18 protein-coding genes are annotated in these 20810 nt (G+C 72.3%); 12 read left to right on the top strand and 6 right to left on the bottom strand.

Annotated elements, in window-relative coordinates:
- Window positions 1-26: 26 nt before the first annotated feature.
- A complete protein-coding gene (locus QIY60_RS02245) occupies window positions 27-1700 on the bottom strand; it encodes a PucR family transcriptional regulator (protein WP_283140859.1) in 1674 nt (557 codons plus the stop codon).
- Window positions 1701-1959: 259 nt separating this feature from the next.
- Here QIY60_RS02245 and QIY60_RS02240 point away from each other — a divergent pair, with 259 nt between their 5' ends.
- The 5 genes from QIY60_RS02240 (at window position 1960) to QIY60_RS02220 (ending at window position 8860) form a co-directional block, all read left to right on the top strand.
- The gene (locus QIY60_RS02240; RefSeq protein ID WP_283140858.1) at window positions 1960-2850 is read left to right on the top strand and encodes a xanthine dehydrogenase family protein subunit M; all 891 of its coding nucleotides are present in this window, start codon (window positions 1960-1962) and stop codon (window positions 2848-2850) included.
- A gap of 2 nt (window positions 2851-2852) precedes the next feature.
- Window positions 2853-3446, top strand: coding sequence for a (2Fe-2S)-binding protein (locus tag QIY60_RS02235; RefSeq protein ID WP_283140857.1), 594 nt, complete (start codon window positions 2853-2855; stop codon window positions 3444-3446).
- 5 nt (window positions 3447-3451) lie between these two features.
- Window positions 3452-5845 (top strand): molybdopterin cofactor-binding domain-containing protein, encoded by a 2394-nt coding sequence (locus QIY60_RS02230; RefSeq protein ID WP_283140856.1) that lies wholly within the window; start codon window positions 3452-3454, stop codon window positions 5843-5845.
- 344 nt (window positions 5846-6189) lie between these two features.
- Entirely contained in the window at window positions 6190-7647 is a 1458-nt protein-coding gene (locus tag QIY60_RS02225; protein WP_283140855.1) for an NCS2 family permease, read from the top strand.
- Window positions 7648-7708: 61 nt separating this feature from the next.
- Entirely contained in the window at window positions 7709-8860 is a 1152-nt protein-coding gene (locus tag QIY60_RS02220; RefSeq protein WP_283140854.1) for an XdhC/CoxI family protein, read from the top strand.
- 267 nt (window positions 8861-9127) lie between these two features.
- Here QIY60_RS02220 and QIY60_RS02215 read toward each other — a convergent pair whose 3' ends face one another.
- Complete coding sequence (locus tag QIY60_RS02215; RefSeq protein WP_283140853.1) at window positions 9128-10138, bottom strand: DUF5937 family protein; 1011 nt, start codon at window positions 10136-10138, stop codon at window positions 9128-9130.
- 55 nt (window positions 10139-10193) lie between these two features.
- Here QIY60_RS02215 and QIY60_RS02210 point away from each other — a divergent pair, with 55 nt between their 5' ends.
- Together QIY60_RS02210 and QIY60_RS02205 are read left to right on the top strand one after the other, a co-directional pair.
- Window positions 10194-11447, top strand: coding sequence for an MFS transporter (locus QIY60_RS02210; protein ID WP_283140852.1), 1254 nt, complete (start codon window positions 10194-10196; stop codon window positions 11445-11447).
- Between the two features lie 56 nt (window positions 11448-11503).
- Window positions 11504-12757 carry a GNAT family N-acetyltransferase gene (locus QIY60_RS02205; protein WP_283140851.1) on the top strand — a complete coding sequence of 418 codons (1254 nt, stop codon included), beginning with the start codon at window positions 11504-11506 and terminating at the stop codon, window positions 12755-12757.
- Window positions 12758-12781: 24 nt separating this feature from the next.
- Here the strand turns inward: QIY60_RS02205 and tsaA are convergent, their stop codons facing one another.
- On the bottom strand, window positions 12782-13249 hold the full coding sequence (tsaA, locus tag QIY60_RS02200; RefSeq protein WP_283140850.1) for a tRNA (N6-threonylcarbamoyladenosine(37)-N6)-methyltransferase TrmO: 468 nt from the start codon (window positions 13247-13249) through the stop codon (window positions 12782-12784).
- Between the two features lie 215 nt (window positions 13250-13464).
- On the opposite strand from tsaA, the gene QIY60_RS02195 reads away from it, so the two are divergent.
- From QIY60_RS02195 to QIY60_RS02180, 4 genes are all read left to right on the top strand, one after another.
- On the top strand, window positions 13465-14505 hold the full coding sequence (locus QIY60_RS02195; protein WP_283140849.1) for a ketoacyl-ACP synthase III family protein: 1041 nt from the start codon (window positions 13465-13467) through the stop codon (window positions 14503-14505).
- A gap of 111 nt (window positions 14506-14616) precedes the next feature.
- Window positions 14617-15618 carry an FAD-dependent oxidoreductase gene (locus QIY60_RS02190; RefSeq protein WP_283140848.1) on the top strand — a complete coding sequence of 334 codons (1002 nt, stop codon included), beginning with the start codon at window positions 14617-14619 and terminating at the stop codon, window positions 15616-15618.
- On the top strand, window positions 15615-16478 hold the full coding sequence (locus tag QIY60_RS02185) for a hypothetical protein (protein WP_283140847.1): 864 nt from the start codon (window positions 15615-15617) through the stop codon (window positions 16476-16478). Before QIY60_RS02190 ends, QIY60_RS02185 begins: the two co-directional genes overlap by 4 nt.
- On the top strand, window positions 16475-16753 hold the full coding sequence (locus QIY60_RS02180; protein WP_283140846.1) for a phosphopantetheine-binding protein: 279 nt from the start codon (window positions 16475-16477) through the stop codon (window positions 16751-16753). Before QIY60_RS02185 ends, QIY60_RS02180 begins: the two co-directional genes overlap by 4 nt.
- Here the strand turns inward: QIY60_RS02180 and QIY60_RS02175 are convergent.
- From QIY60_RS02175 to QIY60_RS02165, 3 genes are read right to left on the bottom strand one after another with little or no spacing between them, the layout of a single operon-like run.
- Window positions 16707-17006 (bottom strand): muconolactone Delta-isomerase family protein, encoded by a 300-nt coding sequence (locus QIY60_RS02175; protein WP_283140845.1) that lies wholly within the window; start codon window positions 17004-17006, stop codon window positions 16707-16709. The genes QIY60_RS02180 and QIY60_RS02175 overlap by 47 nt on opposite strands.
- Before the next feature lie 13 nt (window positions 17007-17019).
- On the bottom strand, window positions 17020-18267 hold the full coding sequence (locus QIY60_RS02170; RefSeq protein ID WP_283140844.1) for an MFS transporter: 1248 nt from the start codon (window positions 18265-18267) through the stop codon (window positions 17020-17022).
- Complete coding sequence (locus QIY60_RS02165) at window positions 18264-19307, bottom strand: 3-oxoacyl-[acyl-carrier-protein] synthase III C-terminal domain-containing protein (protein WP_283140843.1); 1044 nt, start codon at window positions 19305-19307, stop codon at window positions 18264-18266. The genes QIY60_RS02170 and QIY60_RS02165 overlap by 4 nt, the downstream gene beginning before the upstream one ends.
- A 510-nt stretch (window positions 19308-19817) precedes the next feature.
- Here QIY60_RS02165 and QIY60_RS02160 point away from each other — a divergent pair.
- On the top strand, window positions 19818-20780 hold the full coding sequence (locus QIY60_RS02160) for a chlorinating enzyme (protein WP_283140842.1): 963 nt from the start codon (window positions 19818-19820) through the stop codon (window positions 20778-20780).
- Window positions 20781-20810 lie beyond the last annotated feature (30 nt).

The raw sequence follows: 20810 nt of genomic DNA, 5'->3' as shown, positions 1-20810 counted from the left end.
CCTCGCCGCGTCGTCCGCGCGCCCCCTCAGCTCATCCGCAGGGCCAGGAAGAAGTCCAGTTTGTCCTCCAGCCGCGAAAGATCACGACCCGTCAGCTGCTCGATCCGGCCCACCCGGTAGCGCAGGGTGTTGACGTGCAGATGCAGTCGCGTGGCGCATCGGGTCCAGGAGCCGTCGCAGTCGAGGAACGCCTCCAGGGTCGGGATGAGCTCGGCACGGTGGCGCCGGTCGTAGTCGCGCAGCGGGTCGAGCAGCCGGGCCGTGAAGGCGCGGCGCACGTCGTCCGGGACGAACGGCAGCAGCAGCACGTGCGAGGCCAGCTCGTGGTGGCCGGCCGCGCAGACCCGGCCCGGGCGGGCGGCGGCGACCCGGCGGGCGTGCCGGGCCTCCTCCAGGGCGCCGCGCAGCCCCTCCGCCGAGTGCACGGCCGCGCTGACACCGAGTGTCAGGCGCCCGTCGTCGGCGAGGCCCGCCGAGAGCGGCGCCTGGACCGCGGCGAGCAGCGCGTCCGCGTGCAGCCCGCCGTCCGTGCCCTCGCCGACCGCGGGCAGCGGCACCAGCGCGATGGCCTCGTCGCCCGCGTGGGCGACCGCGATCCGGTCCGAGGAGTCGGAGCCCGCCACGGCCGGGTCGACCAGTATTTCCTCAAGGAGGGCCTGGGCGACCGGGCCGCCCGCGACCTCCGCGCCGGCCGCCGCCGACTGGGTCCAGTCGACCCGGGCCACGATCACCTGCCAGTGCGGCGCCGAGCCCAGGCCCGGCAGCAGCACGGGGGCGGCGACCCGCAGCCGGGCCGCGATCTCGGCGGGCGCGGCGCCGGTCTGCACCAGCTCCAGGACCTCCTGGGCGAGCCGGCGGCGTACCGTACGGGCCGCGTCGCGGCGGTCGCGTTCCACGGCGATCAGCTGGGTGACGCCCTGGAGCAGGTCGAGCCGGGCGGCGGGCCAGTCGCCCGCGTCCGCCTCCACGGCAAGCAGCCAGTCCGACAGGACCGTCTCGCGCACATCGCGGGCGGCCGGGGCGGCCCCGCGCCCGCTGTGGCGGATCGGGAACAGCGAGTACGTGGTGCCGTGGACCACGGCCCGGTGCGGGCCCCGGCGGCCGGTGCGGGTCGCGCCGAGGTGTTCACCCGCCAGAGTGGCGCCGACGGACGGGGCGAGCGGTTCGCCCGCGCCCGCGATCTGCCGCCCGGTGGGGGAGAGCACCCAGGCCCGCAGGTCCAGGTCGGAGCCGAGCAGGTCCAGGACGACCTCCGGGCCGCCGCCCGCCGGGCCGGACGTCATCAGCCGCCGGTGCCGGTCGACCACGGCCGCCAGGTCCCCGGCCCGCTCGCCGGATACCTGGCGCACCACGTGCTCGGTGATGGTGGCGAAGGCGACCGACTCGTTCACCGCGAACAGCGGCAGCCGGTGCTGTGCACACGCACGGATCAGGTCATCCGGGATCGCGCCCAGCTCGGCCTCGCCGGCCGCCAGGCCGACCACCCCGGCTCCGGCCAGGATCCGTACGAATGGCTCGGAATCGTCGGCGTCGCGGCGCCAGGCGAGGCCGGTGAGGACCAGCTCGCCGCCGGAGAGGTAGCGGCTCGGATCGCGCAGGTCAGTGGTCATCACACCGCGTACGGTGCGGTCCAGCTCGTCCTCGCCGCCGAGCAGCCGCAGCCCCAGCGCGTCGGTCTCCAGAAGTGCGCGCAGCCGCATCGCGTGTCGCCGCCGATCTGTCTTGTTGTTGCCGGTGGAAAGCGGTGGGGTTACTGAGCACCGCCTTTCATACGAATCTACAAGACGTAGATGGAGACCAGCCAACTCCTTCATGGTTTCGGTGACTGCACCCGACGGAGTGAGGCTTGTGTACTGGGGCCACACAGCGTTAACAGCACATGAACGACTTCAACAGCCGAGGGCCTGCCGTCCCCGGGACTCGCGCGAACGACCCCGATTGAGAAGAAGAGAGCCACTCATGGACTTCCTTCGCCCCGCCAGCTGGGAGGAGGCGCTCGCCGCCAAGGCCGAGCACCCCACGGCTGTGCCCATTGCGGGTGGCACCGATGTGATGGTCGAGATCAACTTCGACCACCGCCGGCCCGAGTACCTTCTGGACCTGAACCGCATCGAGCTGCTGCGCGCGTGGGAGGTCGGCGAGGAGACCGTACGGCTCGGCGCGTCCGTGTCGTACACCCAGATCATGGAGAACCTGCGGGCCGAGCTGCCGGGCCTGGCGCTCGCCTCGCACACCGTCGCCTCCCCGCAGATCCGCAACCGCGGCGGTGTCGGCGGCAACCTCGGCACGGCCTCGCCGGCCGGTGACGCCCACCCGGCGCTGCTGGCGGCGGGCGCCGAGGTCGAGGTGGAGTCGGTGCGCGGGGTCCGTCTGATCCCGATCGACGAGTTCTACACCGGTGTGAAGCGCAACGCGATGGCGCCGGACGAGCTCATCAGAGCCGTCCACATCAAGAAGGCGGACGGCCCCCAGCAGTACTCCAAGGTCGGCACCCGCAACGCGATGGTCATCGCGGTCTGCGCCTTCGGCCTCGCGCTGCACCCGGAAACCCGCACGGTCCGCACCGGCATCGGCTCCGCCGCCCCCACCCCGGTCCGGGCCAAGGCCGCCGAGGAGTTCCTGAACGCCGCGCTCGAGGAGGGCGGGTTCTGGGAGAGCGGCAAGATCATCACTCCCTCGATCGCCAAGCAGTTCGCGGAGCTCGCCTCCGCCTCCTGCAACCCGATCGACGACGTACGAGGCACTGCCAAGTACCGCCGGCACGCCGTGGGCATCATGGCCCGCCGCACGCTCGGCTGGACCTGGGAGCAGTACCGCGGCACCGGCCGCTCGCTTGAAGGAGCTGCATAACCATGCGCGTCAATTTCACGGTCAACGGCCGCAAGCAGGAAGCCGACGACGTATGGGAGGGCGAGAGCCTTCTGTACGTGCTGCGCGAGCGCATGGGTCTTCCGGGTTCGAAGAACGCCTGCGAGCAGGGCGAATGCGGCTCCTGCACGGTCCGCCTGGACGGGGTGCCGGTCTGTTCGTGCCTGGTCGCGGCCGGTCAGGTCGAGGGCCGCGAGGTCGTCACCGTCGAGGGCCTGGCCGACTACGCCCAGCACCGCCAGGACGCCCACCCGGGCGGCGCCTGCGCCTCCGGGGCCTGCGGCACCTCCATCGACGCCGCCCAGCGCTGGCAGGCCAAGCCCGCCGACGGCCAGACTGGAGAGGCGGGCGGCCTGTCCCCGATCCAGCAGGCGTTCATCGACGCCGGCGCCGTCCAGTGCGGTTTCTGCACCCCGGGTCTGCTGGTCGCCGCCGACGAGCTCCTGGAGCGCAACGCCTCCCCGTCCGACCAGGACATCCGCGAGGCCCTCTCCGGCAACCTCTGCCGCTGCACCGGTTACGAGAAGATCCTCGACGCGGTCCGCCTCGCGGCCGCCCGTCAGGAAGAGGCGGTCTGACGATCATGGCCACCACAGGTACCCCCACCAGCATCACCCAGGGTTCGAAGGCCAAGGGCGGCATCGGCGAGTCGACGCTGCGCCCGGACGGCACCCTCAAGGTCACCGGTGAGTTCGCGTACTCCTCGGACATGTGGCACGAGGACATGCTCTGGGGCCAGACGCTCCGCTCCACGGTCGCCCACGCCGAGATCAAGTCGATCGACATCTCCGAGGCCGTCGCGATGCCCGGCGTCTACGCCGTGCTGACCTACGACGACCTGCCCGCCGAGGTGAAGAACTACGGCCTGGAGATCCAGGACACCCCGGTCCTGGCCCACGGCAAGGTGCGCCACCACGGCGAGCCGGTGGCGCTGGTCGCCGCCGACCACCCGGAGACCGCGCGCCGCGCCGCCGCCAAGATCAAGATCGAGTACGTGGAGCTGCCGGTCATCACGGACGAGGCGTCCGCGACGGCCCCCGGCGCGGTCCTGGTCCACGAGGGCCGCGACGACCACCACATCGGCCACGTCCCGCACCCCAACATCGTGCACCGCCAGCCGATCGTGCGCGGAAACGCCGACGAGGCCGCCAAGCGCGCCGACGTCATCGTCAAGGGCGAGTACACCTTCGGCATGCAGGACCAGGCCTTCCTCGGCCCCGAGTCCGGCCTCGCCGTGCCGTCCGAGGACGGCGGCGTCGAGCTGTACGTGGCCACCCAGTGGCTGCACTCGGACCTCAAGCAGATCGCCCCCGTCCTCGGCCTGCCCGAGGAGAAGGTCCGTATGACGCTCTCCGGCGTCGGCGGTGCCTTCGGCGGCCGCGAGGACATCTCGATGCAGATCCACGCCTGCCTCCTTGCGCTGCGCACCGGCAAGCCGGTCAAGATCGTCTACAACCGGTTCGAGTCCTTCTTCGGCCATGTGCACCGCCACCCGGCGAAGCTCTACTACGAGCACGGCGCCACCAAGGACGGCAAGCTCACGCACATGAAGTGCAAGATCGTCCTGGACGGCGGCGCCTACGCGTCGGCCTCCCCGGCGGTCGTCGGCAACGCCTCGTCCCTGAGCGTCGGCCCGTACGTCATCGACGACGTCGACATCGAGGCCATCGCGCTCTACACCAACAACCCGCCCTGCGGCGCCATGCGCGGCTTCGGCGCGGTCCAGGCGTGCTTCGCGTACGAGGCCCAGATGGACAAGCTGGCGGCGAAGCTGGGCATCGACCCGGTCGAGTTCCGCCAGCTGAACGCCATGGAGCAGGGCACGATCATGCCGACCGGCCAGCCGGTCGACTCCCCGGCCCCGGTGGCCGAGCTGCTTCGCCGCATCAAGGCCCGCCCGCTGCCGCCCGAGCAGCAGTGGGCGACCGCCGGCGAGCAGGCCGACGTCCGCGCCCTGCCCGGCGGCCTGTCCAACACCACGCACGGCGAGGGTGTCGTACGGGGCGTCGGCTACGCGGTCGGCATCAAGAACGTCGGCTTCTCCGAGGGCTTCGACGACTACTCCACCGCCAAGGTGCGCATGGAGGTCATTGGCGGCGAGCCCGTCGCGACCGTGCACACCGCGATGGCGGAGGTCGGCCAGGGCGGTGTCACCGTCCACGCGCAGATCGCCCGCACCGAGCTCGGCGTCACACAGGTGACCATTCACCCGGCCGACACCCAGGTCGGCTCCGCCGGCTCCACCTCCGCCTCCCGGCAGACCTATGTCACCGGCGGCGCGGTCAAGAACACCTGCGAGCACGTCCGCGAGGCCGTCCTGGAGATCGGCCGCCGCAAGTTCGGCTCCTACCACCCGGCCTGGGCCACCGCCGAACTCCTCCTGGAGGGCGGCAAGGTCGTCACCGACGGCGGCGAGGTCCTCGCGGACCTGGCCGACGTCCTGGAGGACGAGGCGGTGGAGCTGGAGCTGGAGTGGCGCCACCGGCCCACCGAGGCCTTCGACCTGCGCACCGGCCAGGGCAACGGCCACGTCCAGTACTCGTTCGCCGCGCACCGCGCGGTCGTCGAGGTGGACACCGAACTCGGCCTGGTCAAGGTCGTCGAGCTCGCGGTCGCCCAGGACGTCGGCAAGGCCCTCAACCCGCTGTCCGTCGTCGGCCAGATCCAGGGCGGCACCACCCAGGGCCTGGGCGTGGCGGTCATGGAGGAGATCATCGTCGACCCGAAGACCGCGAAGGTGCGCAACCCCTCCTTCACGGACTACCTCATCCCCACCATCCTCGACACCCCGACCATCCCCGTCGACGTCCTCGAACTCGCCGACGAGCACGCCCCCTACGGGCTGCGCGGCATCGGCGAAGCCCCCACCCTCTCCTCCACCCCGGCCGTCCTCGCCGCGATCCGCAACGCGACCGGTCTGGAGCTGAACAGGACCCCGGTCCGCCCCGAGCACCTGACGGGAACCGAGTCGTCCTGACCCCCTGAACCCTCCGGGCGGTGCGCGCCTTCCAGGAACGTCACACTTCCGAACCGCCCGCACCGCCCGGAGCACAGAAGTACCGCACCGCTCGCGGTCCTTCACCACCGCACCACCGGCATCACCGGCACCACAAGGCAGTACCGAATGAGCAGTACCCGAATGACCAAGCAGCATCCCCGTACCGCGGTACCGGAACCGGTACCCCCGCGGTACGCGGAAACGTTCGTCTCGGGCCGTCCCCCGGGTCGTGCAGCCCACGCACCATCCCAAATCCCGCAGCTTGTCTGACTGAGATCTCAAGTCTTATGCGGGTGCCCCTTTGAACCTTGGGAGTAGGCACCATGACCCAGCAGTCTGTGGAGCCCAAGACCACCGCCGAGGAGGCGGGCTCCGGCTCGCGCGTTCCCGCCGGACGGTCTTGGCTCGACCGGTACTTTCACATAACGGACAGAGGATCCACGGTCGCGCAAGAGGTGCGCGGCGGCATCACCACCTTCATGGCGATGTGCTACATCCTCCTGCTCAACCCGCTGATCCTCTCGACGCCCGACGTCGACAAGCACACGCTGGGCCATGCGGGCCTGGTGACGGCCACCGCCCTCGCGGCCGCGGTCAGCACGCTGCTGATGGGCTTCATCGGCAAGGTCCCGCTCGCGCTCGCCGCCGGACTGAACGTCTCCGCGGCCCTGACCACCCAGGTGGTCCCCAACATGACCTGGCCGCAGGCCATGGGCATGTGCGTCATGTACGGCGTGGTCATCATGCTGCTGGTCGTCACCGGCCTCCGCGAGATGATCATGAACGCCATCCCGCTGCCGCTCAAGCACGCGATCACCATGGGCATCGGCATGTTCGTCGCCCTGCTCGGCCTGGTGAAGGCCGGATTCGTCGGCAAGGGCCAGGGCGGCCCCGTCACCCTCGGCGCCACGGGCGAGCTGGTCGGCTGGCCGGTCCTCTTCTTCGCGGTGACCCTGCTCCTGATCTTCGCCCTCCAGGCGCGCAACATCCCCGGCGCGATCCTGATCGGCATCGTGACCGGCACGGTCCTCTCGCTCGTCGTCACCAAGGTCGGCGGCCTGTCCGACAAGGACTGGGGCGGAGCCGCCCCCGGCCTCGACGGCAGCGCGGTCGCCAAGCCCGACTTCGGACTCTTCGGCGACGTCGAGTTCGGCGGCTGGGGCCAGATCGGCGCCATCAGCGTCGGCATGATCGTCTTCACCCTCGTCCTGGCCGGGTTCTTCGACGCGATGGCCACCATCATCGGCGTCGGCCAGGAGGCCAAGCTCGCCGACGACAAGGGCCGGATGCCGGGCCTGTCCAAGGCACTGTTCATCGACGGCGCGGGCGGCGCGATCGGCGGCGTCTCCGGCGCCTCCGGCCAGACCGTCTTCATCGAGTCCGCGACCGGCGCCGGTGAAGGCGCCCGCACCGGCCTCTCCTCGGTCGTCACCGGTCTCTTCTTCGCGGCCTGCCTCTTCTTCACCCCGCTCACCCAGCTGGTCCCGGCCCAGGTGGCCGCGGCGGCGCTGGTCGTGATCGGCTCGATGATGATGAGCGCGGCGCGGCACGTGGACTGGAACGACCGCTCGGTGTCGATCCCGGTGTTCCTCACCGTGGCCCTGATGCCGTTCACGTACAACATCACCGCCGGAGTCGGCGCGGGCGTCATCGCCTACACCGTCATCAAGGCATCGCAGGGCAAGTGGCGGGAGATCGGCGGGTTCATGTGGGCCCTGTCCGGCATCTTCCTCGTCTACTTCGCGCTCAGCCCCATCGAGAGCTGGCTGGGCGTCAAGTAGGCGACGATCAGGGCGTACGACCGGACGCCCTCCACCCATCCATCCGTTAAGGAGACCGAACATGCTGGACATCGCCGAAGAGCTCAACCGGTGGGTCGAGCAGGGCCGCACCTTCGCCGTCGCCACCGTGGTGGCCGTCGGCGGCAGCGCCCCGCGCCAGCCCGGCGCCGCCCTGGCGGTGGACTCCGACGGCACGGCGATCGGCTCGGTCTCCGGCGGATGTGTGGAGGGCGCGGTCTACGACCTGTGCCAGCAGGCACTGGCGGATGGCGAACCCGTCCTCGAACGCTTCGGCTACAGCGACGAGGACGCGTTCGCGGTCGGCCTGACGTGCGGCGGCGTCATCGACATCCTGGTGACCCCGGTGCCCGCGGACTCGCCGACCCGGGCGGTGTTCGCCTCGGCCCTGGCCGCGGCGGCGCGCGGCGAGGCGGCGGCGATCGCCCGGATCACCGAGGGCCCCGCCGACCTGGTCGCCCGCCCGCTCCTGGTCCACCCCGACGGTACGTACGAGGGCGCGCTGGGCGGCCACCCCGAGCTGGACCGTACGGTCGCGGGCGAGGCGGCGGCCATGCTGGACGCGGGCCGCACCGGCACGCTGACGCTCGGCGCCGACGGCCGGCTGTGCGGGCAGCCGCTCACGGTCCTGGTCGAGTCGAGCGTCCCGCCGCCGCGGATGATCGTCTTCGGCGCGATCGACTTCGCGTCGGCGCTGGTGCGGGTGGGGAAGTTCCTCGGCTACCGCGTCACGGTGTGCGACGCGCGCCCCGTGTTCGCCACGGCGACGCGGTTCCCGGACGCGGACGAGATCGTGGTGGAGTGGCCGCACCGGTACCTGGAGTCGACCGAGGTCGACTCCCGTACGGTGCTGTGCGTCCTGACCCACGACGCCAAGTTCGACGTGCCGCTCCTCGAACTGGCGCTGCGGCTGCCGGTCGCGTACGTCGGCGCGATGGGTTCGCGGCGTACGCACGAGGACCGCAACGCGCGCCTGCGCGAGGTCGGCGTCACGGAGCTGGAGCTGGCCCGCCTGCGCTCGCCGATCGGCCTCGACCTCGGCGCGCGTACGCCGGAGGAGACGGCGCTGTCGATCGCGGCGGAGATCGTGGCGAATCGGCGGGGTGGGACGGGTGTGTCCCTGACGGGAGCCCACACCCCGATCCACCATGACGGGCCGGAGGAGCCGGTGGGGCGGATAGGTTCGGTGGCGTAGTTTTCCCCGCCCCGCCCCTTCCCGAAAGCCCTCAGGCGGGCGGCCGGAGGGGCTGCGCCCCTGGACCCCGTTCGTCTGCGGGCGGTGGGGGTTGCTCGCGCAGTTCCCCGCGCCCCTAGGTGGCTAGGGGCGCGGGGAACTGCGCGACCAGCCACAGTCGGCCGGCAGTCGAACGCAGCGGGGTGCAGGGGCCGCAGGCCCCGCAACGGGGTCCGGGGGCGTAGCCCCCGGGAAACCGTCCTCAGCCCCCACCCACCCCCGGAGGGTTTAGGGAAGGGGCGGGGAGGGGCTCGAAGCCTCCGGGGACGCGAGCGCGTCGCCCACCCCCGTCCGCGCATACAGCACCACCCTCCCCGCCCGAGCCCGACTCACCAGCCCCGTCCGGTGCAGCACGGACAGGTGATGCGAGACCGCGCTCGGCGTGACGGACAGCCGGCGGGCCAGCTCCGTCGTCGACGCCGGGCCGTCGAGGGACAGGAGCAGCGTCGCCTTGGGCGCACCCACCAGCGACGCCAGCGCACCGGGCGGGCGAGGCGGCCGCGCCTCCCACAGCGTCCCCACCCCCCGCGCCGGATACGCGATGGTGGGCGGTTCCTCAGGCCCCACCGGACTGATCGTGTGCTGCGCGAACAGCGTCGGCACCAGCCAGAACCCCCGCCCGTCCACCGACGCCCCCAGATGCAGATCGCGGTGGACGAACAGCGTCAGCTCCCCGCCCCGCCACACCGCCGTCGGATCCAGCGACGTGAGCAGCGCCGCCGCCCCTTCGCGGGCCAGCAGCCGCGCCCGCCACACCATGTCCGCCTCCAGGACGGCCCGCATCCGCGGCCAGTGCGGCGCTATCGCCAGCTCCCAGTAGGCCTCCAGCACATCCGCCATCGCGTCCCGCAACCCACGTGGATCCGCGGTCAGTTCGGCCAGCCGCGGCGGCAGGGCGCGGCCCGCGTACGCCGCCCGTACGTCCGACAGCGCCTTCGACGGCGACGTCGCCCGCACCCGCCGCAGCTCGTCCCCCACCTCCGGCAGCGGCGAGTCGGGCCGCGGCGTGATGAAGTCCGGGATCCAGCCGCTGCCGCGCACCGTCAGCTCCCCGAGCAACCCCTTGTCGAGCCCGGACGCGGCCTCCAGCGCCGCCCGGGCCCGCCGCACCCACGGCAGGTGCAGCGCGTACTTGTCGGCGCGCTGCAGCGCCCACAGGCTGGTCGCGGTCTCCAGGAGCGGCGAGCAGGCGAAGCGCATGTCGGCGAGGTCGTCGACGCCGAGTCGGTAGCTGAGCATTGAGCCCCAGCCTAAATGTCTGTCGGTGCGCGGCGGAAGGCCGTTGGCTGGGGACATGTCCTCCACCTCCTCCGGGGTGGCAGCCCTGCTGCCACCCCGCGGCCCCATGCGCGCGTACGCCCTCACCACCCTCGTCGACTGGATCGGCAACGGCCTCTTCCACACCGGCGCCGCCCTCTTCTTCACCCGGGTCGTCGGGCTCGGCGCCACCCAGGTCGGCCTCGGCCTGACGATCGCCGCCCTCCTCGGACCCGCCGTCGCCGTCCCGGCCGGGCGGCTCGGCGACCGGTTCGGCCACCGCCGGGTCTATCTGGCCACCGTGCTCGTACGGGCCGTCGCCTTCGCCGGATATCTGCTCGTCGACGGCTTCGCCGCCTTCCTCGCCGTCGTCTGCGCCATCGCCCTGGCCGAGAGCGCGTCCCGGCCGGTCCGCGGCGCCTACCTCGCCCGCGTCGCGGACGACTCGGCGCTGGTCGCGGCCAGCGCGTACACCCGCGTGATGCTCAACATCGGTTTCTCGCTGGGCAGTCTGGGCGCGGGCGCCGCCCTGGCCGCCGACTCCCGTACCGGATACGCGGCCCTCGTCCTGGGCAACTGCGTCTCGTACGCGATCGTCGCCGCCATCGTGATCCGGATGCCGGACGACCGCCCGCTGGCGGCACCGGTGGCAGCCACCCAACCCGTCAACCGCCTCGGCGCCCTGCGCGACCGCCGTTTCCTCGCCCTCGCCGCGCTCTCCGGGCTGCTCTACATCAACGCCGACGTCCTCAACCTGGGCCTCCCGCTGTGGATCTCGTCCCGTACGCAGGCGCCCACCTGGACGGTCGCGGTGCTGATGCTGCTCAACACCGCGCTGGCGATCCTGCTCCAGGTACGGGCCGCGCGCGGCAGCGACACCGTCTCGGGGGCGGCGGTCGCGGGCCGGCGCGCCGGATGGGCGCTGCTCGCCGCCTGCGCGGTGACGGCCGCCACGGCCGCGCTCCCGCCGGTGCCCGCCGTGCTGGTGCTCGCGGTCGGCGTGGCCCTGCTGACGGCGGGTGAGCTGCTCTCCTCGGCGAGCGGCTGGGGCATCTCCTACGGCCTCGCCGACCCGCACCGCCAGGGCGAGTTCCTGGGCGCCTGGAGCCTCGGCTCCGACCTGGCGAGGGCGGGCGGCCCGCTCCTGGTCGCGGCCCTGGTGACGCACGGGGGAGCGCCGGGCTGGCTGCTGCTCGGCACCCTGTTCCTGGCGGCCGGAACCGTCACCGTGCCGCTCGCGGGACGCGGGGCCGCCGACCGCGGCAAGGTGGCGGCCGGTTCACCCGGCTGAGCCGTCCGCCCCGAAATTCGGATGACTGTCCGATTCGGCCGGGTTAGTGTCGAGGAATGGATCAGCTGCGCTTCCGCGATGTTCCCGAAGCCCATGTCGACCGCGCCCTCGAACTCGGATACCTCGTCTTCCACGAACGCCCCGAGGACGAGGAGATCCGCAAGTACCACCGCGAGGCACTCCTCGACTGCGACCGGGTGGGTGCCTACGACGGTGACGTCCTCGTCGGTTTCCTCGCCGCCTTCCGGTTCACGATCTCCGTCCCCGGCGGTGAACTCCCCTGCCCCGGGCTCACGTTCGTGTCCGTGGCCCCCACCCACCGCCGCCGCGGCGTCCTCACCGGCATGATGGCCGAGCTCTTCCGCCGCGCCGCCGGCGAGGGGCGGCCGGTCGCCGCGCTCTGGGCCTCCGAGGCCGCCATCTACGGCCGCTTCGGCTTCGGTTCGGCCACCCACGGCTCCTCCGTGGAGATCGACTCCCGCCGTCCGCTCGCCCTGCGCATCGCCCCGGACGAGCGCCCGCTGCGGCTGGTCGACCCGCTGGACGCCCCCGCGCTCCTCGGGCCGTACTACGACGCCACCCGCGCCCGCACGCCCGGCCGCATCGCCCGCGACGCGGTCCGCTGGCGCAAGGAGTGGCTGGCCGACAAGGACGAGGAGGACGACGAGCTGAGCCCGCCGAGGATCGTCGCGCTCGGCGCGCCGGACGAGCCGCTCGGAGGGTACGCGGTGTACCGCACCAAGGGCGGTGACGACGACGCCGGTACGCCGGGTCTGGTCCGCGTCGACGAGCTGGAGGCCGACACCCCGGCGGGCGCGGCCGCGCTGTGGCGGTATCTGGCCGCGATCGACCTGACCGGGCGGGTCCGGTACTGGGGCGGCGCCCCGGACGACCCGCTGCACCACTTCGCCGCCGACCGCGACCAGGTCCGCGTCACCCAGACCTTCCCGGCGCTGTGGCTGCGCCTGCTCGATGTGCGCGCCGCGCTCACCGCGCGCTCCTGGGCGGCCCCGGCGGACCTGGTCGTCGAGGTGCGCGACGAGCGCGTACCGGCCAATGCGGGCCGCTTCCGGCTCACGGTCGCGCCGGGACCGGACGACGACACGTACACCGCCTCGTACGAACCGACGGACGCCCGGCCCGACCTGGCCCTGGACGTGCGCGACCTCGGCGCCTGCTACCTCGGCGGCACCGACCCGCGCCACCTGGCGGCGGCGGGGCTGATCACCGAGCACACCCCGGGCGCGGCGGCGACCCTGGGCGCGGCGCTGCGCACCGCCCGACTCCCGCACACCGTCGACGAGTTCTGACGCTCCGACCCCCCGTCCCAGGACCTAGTCCGACTCGGGCGGGGTGTCGGACGTCGGCGAATACGGCTTGATGTCGAGCACCGGCGTGCCGTTGACCAGGTCCACGCCGTCGAAGTGGAGCACATTGCCCTTCACCTCGCGCACGCGCACCAGGCTCAGGCCGATGCGGTTGTGCCGGTTGGGCGTACGGGTGGCGTAGACGCCGGTCGTGCGCCCGCTCTTCTCCCAGCCGCGCGGCACCACCTGGAGGGGCGCGGTCTCCTCCTCGGTCTGGTCGTGCAGCCAGGTCAGCAGCCATACGTACCAGCCCTCGGCGATGCCGTCGAGGCCTCCCGCGTACGGCTCGTAGACCACGACCCGGCCCTGGTCCCCGTAGGCCAGAGTCGCCTGCGGCGGGGCCTCCTGGGGGCGGGCGAATTCCGTCACGACATAGCCGATCGGCGACAGCGGCACGACCGCGTCGGCGCCTAGAGGGGCGGGCGGATGGGACACCACGTATCTCCTCACACTGGGGAACCACGTCAACCAAGCAGAACGACAGCACATGGTGAACGACACCCCGCGCCGCCCCGGCGCGGAACGCCTGAAACGCGCCGGTTCTGCGCCAATTCGAGAGACAGTCGCCTGACAATCAATAACACTGACAATATAGTGGGCAGTCGGGAGGTACGGCCCGAGTCGACGGGCCGGTCCGAGGAGGCAGCCCCGTGAGACTGAGTCCGCCGTTACCCGAACCGCCGGGCATAGCCGCCGCCGTGCTCTGGCTCCCGTCCCGCCGTCTGGGCACCGCACGGGCGGTGGCGGCCGGGCGGCTCGACCAGGAGACCGCCGACCGGCTCGGCTACCGAGCACTGAGCGAGAGCCCCGACCGGGCGGCCCCCGAAATGGCCGTGCTCGCGGCCCAGAAGGCGCTCGCCGACGCCGGCTGGTCCGGCGACGACCTCGGCCTGGTCGTCCACTCCTGGATCTACCACCAGGGCCACGACTTCTGGTCCGCCCCGCACTACGTGGCCCACGGCATCGGCGCCCGCCACGCGACCCCGATCGGGGTGCAGCAGACCTCCAACGGAGGCGTCGCCGCCCTGGAGGTCGCCGCCGCCCGCCTCGCCCTCGACCCCACGGTCAACCGGTGCCTGGTGACCACCGCCGACCGCTTCGTGGAGCCTGGCTTCGACCGCTGGTCCGGCGACATCGACGTGGCGTACGGGGACGCGGCCACCGCGCTCCTCCTCGACCGCGACGCGGGCCCCTGCCGGCTGCTCGCCATCGCCTCCGTGAGCGTCCCCGAGTACGAGGTGCTCTACCGGGGCGACGACGCCTTCACCCCGGCGCCGCGCAGCGCGTACGGGACGATCAGCGCCCGGCGCACCAAGCTGTCCTTCCGGGCGGGCGGCGGCTGGCCCAAGTTCGTCGCCGTGCTGCGCCGCTCCGTGCAGCGCGTGGTGCTCGACGCCATCGCGGACGCCGGGCTCACCCCGGCCGACCCCCGGCTGCGCTACCTCGTGCTGCCCCGCCTCAGCACGGGCGCGCTCAGCCAGTTCTACGGGCCGTCCGTCCACGAACTCGCCCTGCCCCACACCGAACTGCTCGACCTGGGCCGCGACACCGGGCACCTCGGTGCCGGGGACCCCGTGGCCAACCTCGCCACCCTCCAGGCGGACGACCGGCTCGCGCCGGGTGAGGTGGCGCTGTTCCTGAGCGCCGGCAACGGCTTCACCTGGTCCTGCGTCGCGATATCCCACGAATAGGGCGACGGGTGTCACACCCGGGCGCCGAGGAACGTCTTTCCCGTGCGGCGTCCCCGTACGGCTCGCTCGAACATCTTCCACGACATCTTCCCCATGAAGAGGTGCAGTCCCATGACAGAGCGCAACGAAGCCCTGGTCATCGGCGCCGGTGTGGCCGGACTGACCACGGCGGTGTGCCTGGCCGAGCGCGGCTTCACGGTCCGGGTCGTCGCCGAGCGCGCGCCCCGGCAGACCACGTCGGCCGTGGCCGGGGCGATCATCGGCGGCCCGGCGATCGCCGACGAGACCGAGGCGGAGGCCAAGTTCGCGCCGACCGCGATCACCCGGCCCTGGCACCAGGCGAGCCTGGCCGAGTTCACCGCGCTGGCCAAGCAGCCGGACAGCGGCGTCCGGCTGACCCGCGGCCGCCTGGTCAACCGGCAGGCCGCGGGCGGCCACGAGTGGGCCGCGCATCTGCCCGGCTACGCGCCCTGCGGCGAGGAGGAGAGCGGCGGGTTCCCGGTGGCGTTCCGGGTCGACCTGCCGACCGTGGACATGCCCGTGTACCTGGAGTACCTGGCCTCCCGGGTCACCGCCGCCGGGGGCAGCGTCGAGGTCGGCGTGGTGGACTCCCTGGAGGCGGCGGCCGCCGAGGCGCCGCTCGTCGTCAACTGCACCGGGGTGGGCGCGCGCGCCCTGGCCAACGACCCGAAGGTCTTCCCGGTCCGCGGCCAGCACGTGATCGTGGAGAACCCGGGGATCGACGAGTTCTTCTTCGAGCAGAACCCCGGTCCGAACTCGACGAGCTACTTCCCGCACGGGCGCCGACTGGTGTGCGGCGGCACCGCCGAGCGCGAGGTGTGGAGCATGGAGCCGGACCCGGCCCAGACGGAGGAGATCCTGGCGCGCTGCATCCGCGTGGAGCCCCGGATCGCCGGGGCCGCCGTCACCGGCGTCGAGGTCGGCCTGCGGGCGTCACGGCCGCAGACCCGCCTCGAAGTGGAGCCGCTCGGCTCCGCACGGGTGATCCACAACTACGGCCACGGCGGCATCGCGGTCGGCCTCTCCTGGGGCTGCGCCCAGGACGTGCTGCGCCTCGCGCTCGGCGGCGCCACCGCCGAAGTCGTCTCATGACACCGGCCCCGGCGGACGGCCCGGGTCTGCAGACCCTCTCGCCGGGCGCGACCGTCCTGCTGAAGCGGCTCGACGCGCTCCTGGAGGGCTGGGGGACCGCCGGCGGCGCGGCCCCCATGATCATGCCGCCGCTGCTGCCGGTCGCCGCGCTCTCCCGCCTCGACGTGTACGACAACTTCCCGCACCAGGCGCTCGTGGTGAGCACGCTCGATCTGACGCACCATCAAGAAGGCAATCAGTACGAGGAGTTCGCCGGGAGCGCCCTCGAACCGGCGCTCTTCGGCCTTCCCTCGGCCGCGTGCTTCGCCGTCTACCTCCACCACGAGGGCCGCGCCCTGCCCGACGGTACGACGGTGACCGTCCTCGGGCGCTGCTTCCGCCGCGAGGAGCACTACGACGGGCTGCGGCGCCTCCTCGGCTTCCACATGCGCGAGATCGTGGCGCTCGGCTCGTACGAGTTCACCCAGGAGCACCTGCGCCGGTTCGAGGAGCGGATCACCGCCCTCGCGGACGCGCTCGGCCTCGCCGTGCGCAAGGAGGCGGCGACCGACCCCTTCTACGACCGGGGCGGGCAGCGGGCGCTGCTCCAGCGGCTCTCGCCGGTCAAGCACGAGTTCCTCGTCGACGGCCTCGCGATCGCCTCGCTCAACGTCCACCGCAACTTCTTCGGCGAGCGGTGCGGGATCACCCTCGACGCCACCGGCCAGGCCGTGCACACCAGTTGTGTCGCCTTCGGCCTGGAGCGCTGGCTGTCGGTGCTCCACGCCAGGCACGGAAGCTGGGAGGCGGCGACGAAGGCCGTGGTGGAGGCGGACTCGGCGCTCGGCGGGGCGGCCCTGACCGGCGGGGCCGAGCGGTGAGGGCGCAGGCCGCCGAACTGGCGGAGATCGTCGCCTGGATCGGCAGGCGCCACCCGGAGGCCGCCGCGATCGGCCCGGACGACGACCTGATCGAGAGCCGGCTCATCGACTCGCTGGGCTTCCTGGAGTTCATCGTGCTGATCGAGCGGCTCAGCGGGCGGCCCGTCGACGTCGAGACCCTCGACCTCGACGACTTCCGCTCGCTGAGCCGGATCGAGCAGGCGTTCTTCAGTGGGCCGGACCCTCGGCCGTCGGATCGTAGCTCGGCGGGCTGATCAGCGGATACACCTCGAAGTCCAGGTGCAGTCCGGCGGGGCTGCGGTACAGCAGCTGCATCAGCTGCTCGTGCGACTCGACGTCGTAGATGTTGAGCCCCGCCGAGGCGCCGACCAGGATCCAGCGGTCCCTGATGAGCCCCTTCTCCTCCAGGTCCTGGGTGTACCGGAAGCCCTCGGCCAGCTTCTGCTGGAACTCCTCGATGCTGATGCCCACCGGGGCCCGCTTGGCTATCACCGCGAACAGCGCCATGGATGTCTCTCCTTCAGTTGAGTGGGTTCGGGGCTTCCTGGTCCACGGGCGGCCCGGCGGGCATCCGCTGGGCCCGGTCGGAGCGGGCGAAGCGCGCCCGTGCGAGGGTGCCGACGATCGCCACCGGTACGGTCGCGGCGGCCGCGATGCCGAACAGCAGCCCGAAGTCGCCGCGCCCCGCGAGCGGGCCGACGGCGGCCGTGCTGATGGCGGCGCCGGTGAAGACCGAGCAGGCGATGAGCGCGGTGGCGCTGCCGCGCGCCTCGGGCGCCGCCGCCTCCAGGATCCACGCCTGGAGCGCGGACTGGCCGACGGCGAGGGCGAGTCCGGCCAGCGCGCTGGCGATCAGGATGCCCGCGATCGACTGGGTGAACGCGGCCGTGAGATAGCCGATGAAGAGCAGGCCCGTGCCCCAGCCGAACATGCCCGCGCCGGTCGCCCGGGCGTCGACGGCCCGGACCACCACACTGCCCCCGATGGCCGCCACCCCGTACGCGCTGGTCACCAGGCCCGACATCAGGACGCTGCTGCCGTGCTTCTGGAGGGCCGCGTTGAAGAAGTTGAACAGGCCCATCATCGCCGCGCCCTCGACGAAGGTGAACGGGATGAAGAACCGGAACCAGCCGTCCCCGAGCACCTGGGCGAACCGCTCCCGTACGCTCGGACCCTCCGCGCCCTTCGCCCGCGGCGCCTCCGGCAGCCGGGCGTACACCAGGGCAAGGAGCGGCGCCGCGACGGCCGGGATGAGCAGCGGTGAGCGCCAGTTGAGCAGTTCGGTGAGCGCGCCCGCGACGACGGTCGCGGAGGCGGCGCCGACCGCGCTGGAGGACATCACCGCCGCCATCGTGCGCTGGCGGCGCTCCATCGGGATGTGGTCGCCCACATAGGCGACGGTCACCGGGATAAGGGCGGCGGCGAAGCCGCCGGCGATCGCACGGCCCGCGATCAGCAGGGCCGCGTTGGGCGCCAGGGCCGCCGCCAGGTCCGCGACGCCGAGGCCGAGGAGCGCGGTCCGCAGCACCCGGACCCGGCCCACCCGGTCCGAGATCGCGCCGTGCACCGGCTGCATGATGCCGACCATCGCCAGATAGCCGGTGAGGGCGAAGGCGGTGGTGCCCAGACTGACGTCGAAGTCCTTGGAGACGGGGACCAGGAGCGGGTTGATGACGACGAGGTCGAAGTCGAGCAGGAAGAACCCGGCGCACAGGACGGCCACCACCGCGCGGTCGGTGAGCTTCCCGCCCGCCGGCTGTGCTCTCATCGGGCCACCGCCCGCACCGCGACGCAGGACCAGCTGAACCCGCCGCCCAGACTGAGCAGCAGCGCCACCTCGCCCTCGGCGAGCCGCTTCTCGGTGTGCAGGGTGGCCAGGTTGGCGGCGGAGTCCCCGGCGCCCAGGTGCCCGGTCCCGCCGCCCAGGTTGAGGACCTCGGCGTGGCGCAGCCCGAGGAGGTCGACGGCGGGCTGGAAGAACTCCTCCAGCGGTCCGGCGCCGAGCCGGGGGAGCGTCAGGAACCGCACCCGCGGGTCGTCGGGGGCGAGCCCCGCCTCGGTGAGCGCGGTGGTCACCACCTCGACCACGGCCTCGATCAGTGTCGCGTCGAACCCGGGCTCGGCCCCGGAGGCGACGAACGCCCGTTTGGTGCGGCGCACGTCGACCCGGGGCAGGGTGCGCGGCATCGAGCTGAACTCGTCGTCGCCGCGGTGCATCGTCTCGTACTCCGAACGGGCCACGGTGGCCACCGAGAGCAGTTCGTACGGGCCCTGGGCGCGGTCCAGGAGCAGGGCGGTCCCGGCGTCGCCGTAGACGAGCTCGTAGTCGCCGAGCCAGCGGTCGAAGGCGGGCGGCAGGAAGCGGTCGCCGGTGGTGACCGCGGCGCGCGCCACGCCCGGGTCCGCGATCATGCGGGCGGCGGCGACTTCGAGTGCGGCGGCTCCGCCGTTGCACATCTGCTGCACGCCCACGGCGTTGGCGGTGGAGGCGCCGATGTGGTGGGCGACGTAGTTGGCGGGCGACCAGAAGTCGTGGCCCTGGTGGTAGGTCCAGGCGTGCGCCACCATGCCGAGGCCCGACCCGTCCCACCCGGCGGCCGCCAGCGCGTCGGTGGCGGCGAGGACCGCCATCTGAGGCGCCGCGTGGTCGTGGCTGACGGTGACTTCGCGGTAGCCGAGGCGGGCCGCCGTCTCCTCGTCGACCCGGCCGGCCGCCAGCGCGGCCTCGGTGGTATCGCGCCGGTCCGGGAGCCAGAGCGTCGCGGCCGCGATCCGCAGCGGCGTGGATAAGGGTGGGGACAGACGCACTGGGTCCTCCCGGAAAGGGCCCCGGAGGGCATCGTCAGTGATGCGGATTATCAGCAGGAGTCTTCTCTACCCCGGGATGCCGCGTCAAGGGCCGAAAGGCGCAAGTCGCGCGCCCTCGGGGGCCGTCGCGCGCCCGGGGAAAACCGGCCGTGTGCGGAGCGCGAGCGCCCGCCGCCTCCGGGCGTCCGCGCCTCGCCCCTTTTGGGCACCTTTACTAGGGTACGCCCGAAGCCCTCCCGCGCGGCCGATTGTGCGCGGTCCCGGCGGGCCGCGCCGCCGCTCCTGTCCGATCCGTTCCGCGCGACGGCCCAGCGGCCCCCGTACCCCGCCACCCGCGCGATGTCCACCGCGCGCGTCCGCCTGTGCAACTCCGAAGGGAATGGAAGCGTCCGAAGGCGGTCCTGTGTTAAACAGGTCACAACTCGCCCTCTGGTGGCGAGAGTTGACCGGAACAGCACGCATTTACCCGTCCGCTGCCGTAGCGGAGTGTCGCTTACACAGAGGTGATGCATGGACGACCTGGCCGGCACCACGAGCACCGATTTCTCCCTGAGCGCACGGGAGATCGAACAGTTCCACCGGGACGGTTACATCGGCCCGTTCGACCTGTACGAACCCGCCGAGATGGAGAAGAACCTCCGCGCCCTGCGCCCCAAGCTGCTCAACACCAAGCGCGCGATCTACGGGCAGGAGAAGGCGGTCTCCGGCGTCACCAACCTCGCCAACTACGACCGCCACCTGGACGTCGACTACCTCGCCGACCACATCACGCGCCCCGAGATCGTGCACCGGGTCGCCTCCCTGCTCGGCCCCGACGTGCTCTGCTGGCGCACCGAGTTCTTCCCCAAGTACCCCGGCGACGAGGGCACCGACTGGCACCAGGCCGACAACTTCTCCAACGTGGCCGGATCCAAGCACCCCCAGATCGTCTGGCCCGAGGACTCCGAGTTCGGCGGCACCATCACCGTCTGGTCGGCGTTCACCGACGCCAGCGTGGAGATGGGCTGCCTCCAGTTCATCCCCGGCTCGCACCGGACCATGAACTACGACGAGTCCAAGGTCATGACGTACGACGCGGACTCCATCGGCAAGGTGGAGAAGGGCGGCGTGCGGCGCGGCTTCTTCGGCTACGACTACCGCCAGCTCCAGAAGGACCCGAACTGGAGCCCGGACGAGTCCAAGGCCAAGTCGATGGTCCTCAAGCAGGGCCAGTTCATCGTCTTCTGGTCGACCCTGATGCACGCCTCGCACCCGCACGCGGGCCTCACCGACAACATGCGCCTGGGGTACGCGGCCCGCTATCTGCCGACCCAGGTGCAGGTCTACCCGTTCTCGGACGCCCTCCAGGAGTTCGGCGGCGAGGCCAGCCTCGACAAGTTCGGCTGCGTGCTGGTCTCCGGCGAGGACGCGTACGAGCACAACCGCTTCGTCGACCGGACCGTCAACGGCACGCCCTTCCGGCCGGCCCGCTGACCTCGTACGACCACGACCACTTCGACGTCG

This window comes from Streptomyces sp. BPTC-684 (assembly GCF_030028635.1).
GTDB lineage: Bacteria > Actinomycetota > Actinomycetes > Streptomycetales > Streptomycetaceae > Streptomyces > Streptomyces noboritoensis.
The sequence above is the reverse complement of the archived record's forward strand: the minus strand, read 5'-3'. Positions and strand labels throughout refer to the sequence as shown.

Coding starts and splice junctions, on each gene's coding strand:
- QIY60_RS02235 (WP_283140857.1), top strand. CDS start 2,853: ATGCGCGTCAATTTCACGGTCAACGGCCGCAAGCAGGAAGCCGACGAC.
- QIY60_RS02245 (WP_283140859.1), bottom strand. CDS start 1,700: ATGCGGCTGCGCGCACTTCTGGAGACCGACGCGCTGGGGCTGCGGCTG.
- QIY60_RS02160 (WP_283140842.1), top strand. CDS start 19,818: ATGGACGACCTGGCCGGCACCACGAGCACCGATTTCTCCCTGAGCGCA.
- QIY60_RS02220 (WP_283140854.1), top strand. CDS start 7,709: ATGCTGGACATCGCCGAAGAGCTCAACCGGTGGGTCGAGCAGGGCCGC.
- QIY60_RS02205 (WP_283140851.1), top strand. CDS start 11,504: ATGGATCAGCTGCGCTTCCGCGATGTTCCCGAAGCCCATGTCGACCGC.
- QIY60_RS02190 (WP_283140848.1), top strand. CDS start 14,617: ATGACAGAGCGCAACGAAGCCCTGGTCATCGGCGCCGGTGTGGCCGGA.
- QIY60_RS02185 (WP_283140847.1), top strand. CDS start 15,615: ATGACACCGGCCCCGGCGGACGGCCCGGGTCTGCAGACCCTCTCGCCG.
- QIY60_RS02225 (WP_283140855.1), top strand. CDS start 6,190: ATGACCCAGCAGTCTGTGGAGCCCAAGACCACCGCCGAGGAGGCGGGC.
- QIY60_RS02215 (WP_283140853.1), bottom strand. CDS start 10,138: ATGCTCAGCTACCGACTCGGCGTCGACGACCTCGCCGACATGCGCTTC.
- QIY60_RS02230 (WP_283140856.1), top strand. CDS start 3,452: ATGGCCACCACAGGTACCCCCACCAGCATCACCCAGGGTTCGAAGGCC.
- QIY60_RS02210 (WP_283140852.1), top strand. CDS start 10,194: ATGTCCTCCACCTCCTCCGGGGTGGCAGCCCTGCTGCCACCCCGCGGC.
- QIY60_RS02240 (WP_283140858.1), top strand. CDS start 1,960: ATGGACTTCCTTCGCCCCGCCAGCTGGGAGGAGGCGCTCGCCGCCAAG.
- QIY60_RS02175 (WP_283140845.1), bottom strand. CDS start 17,006: ATGGCGCTGTTCGCGGTGATAGCCAAGCGGGCCCCGGTGGGCATCAGC.
- QIY60_RS02170 (WP_283140844.1), bottom strand. CDS start 18,267: ATGAGAGCACAGCCGGCGGGCGGGAAGCTCACCGACCGCGCGGTGGTG.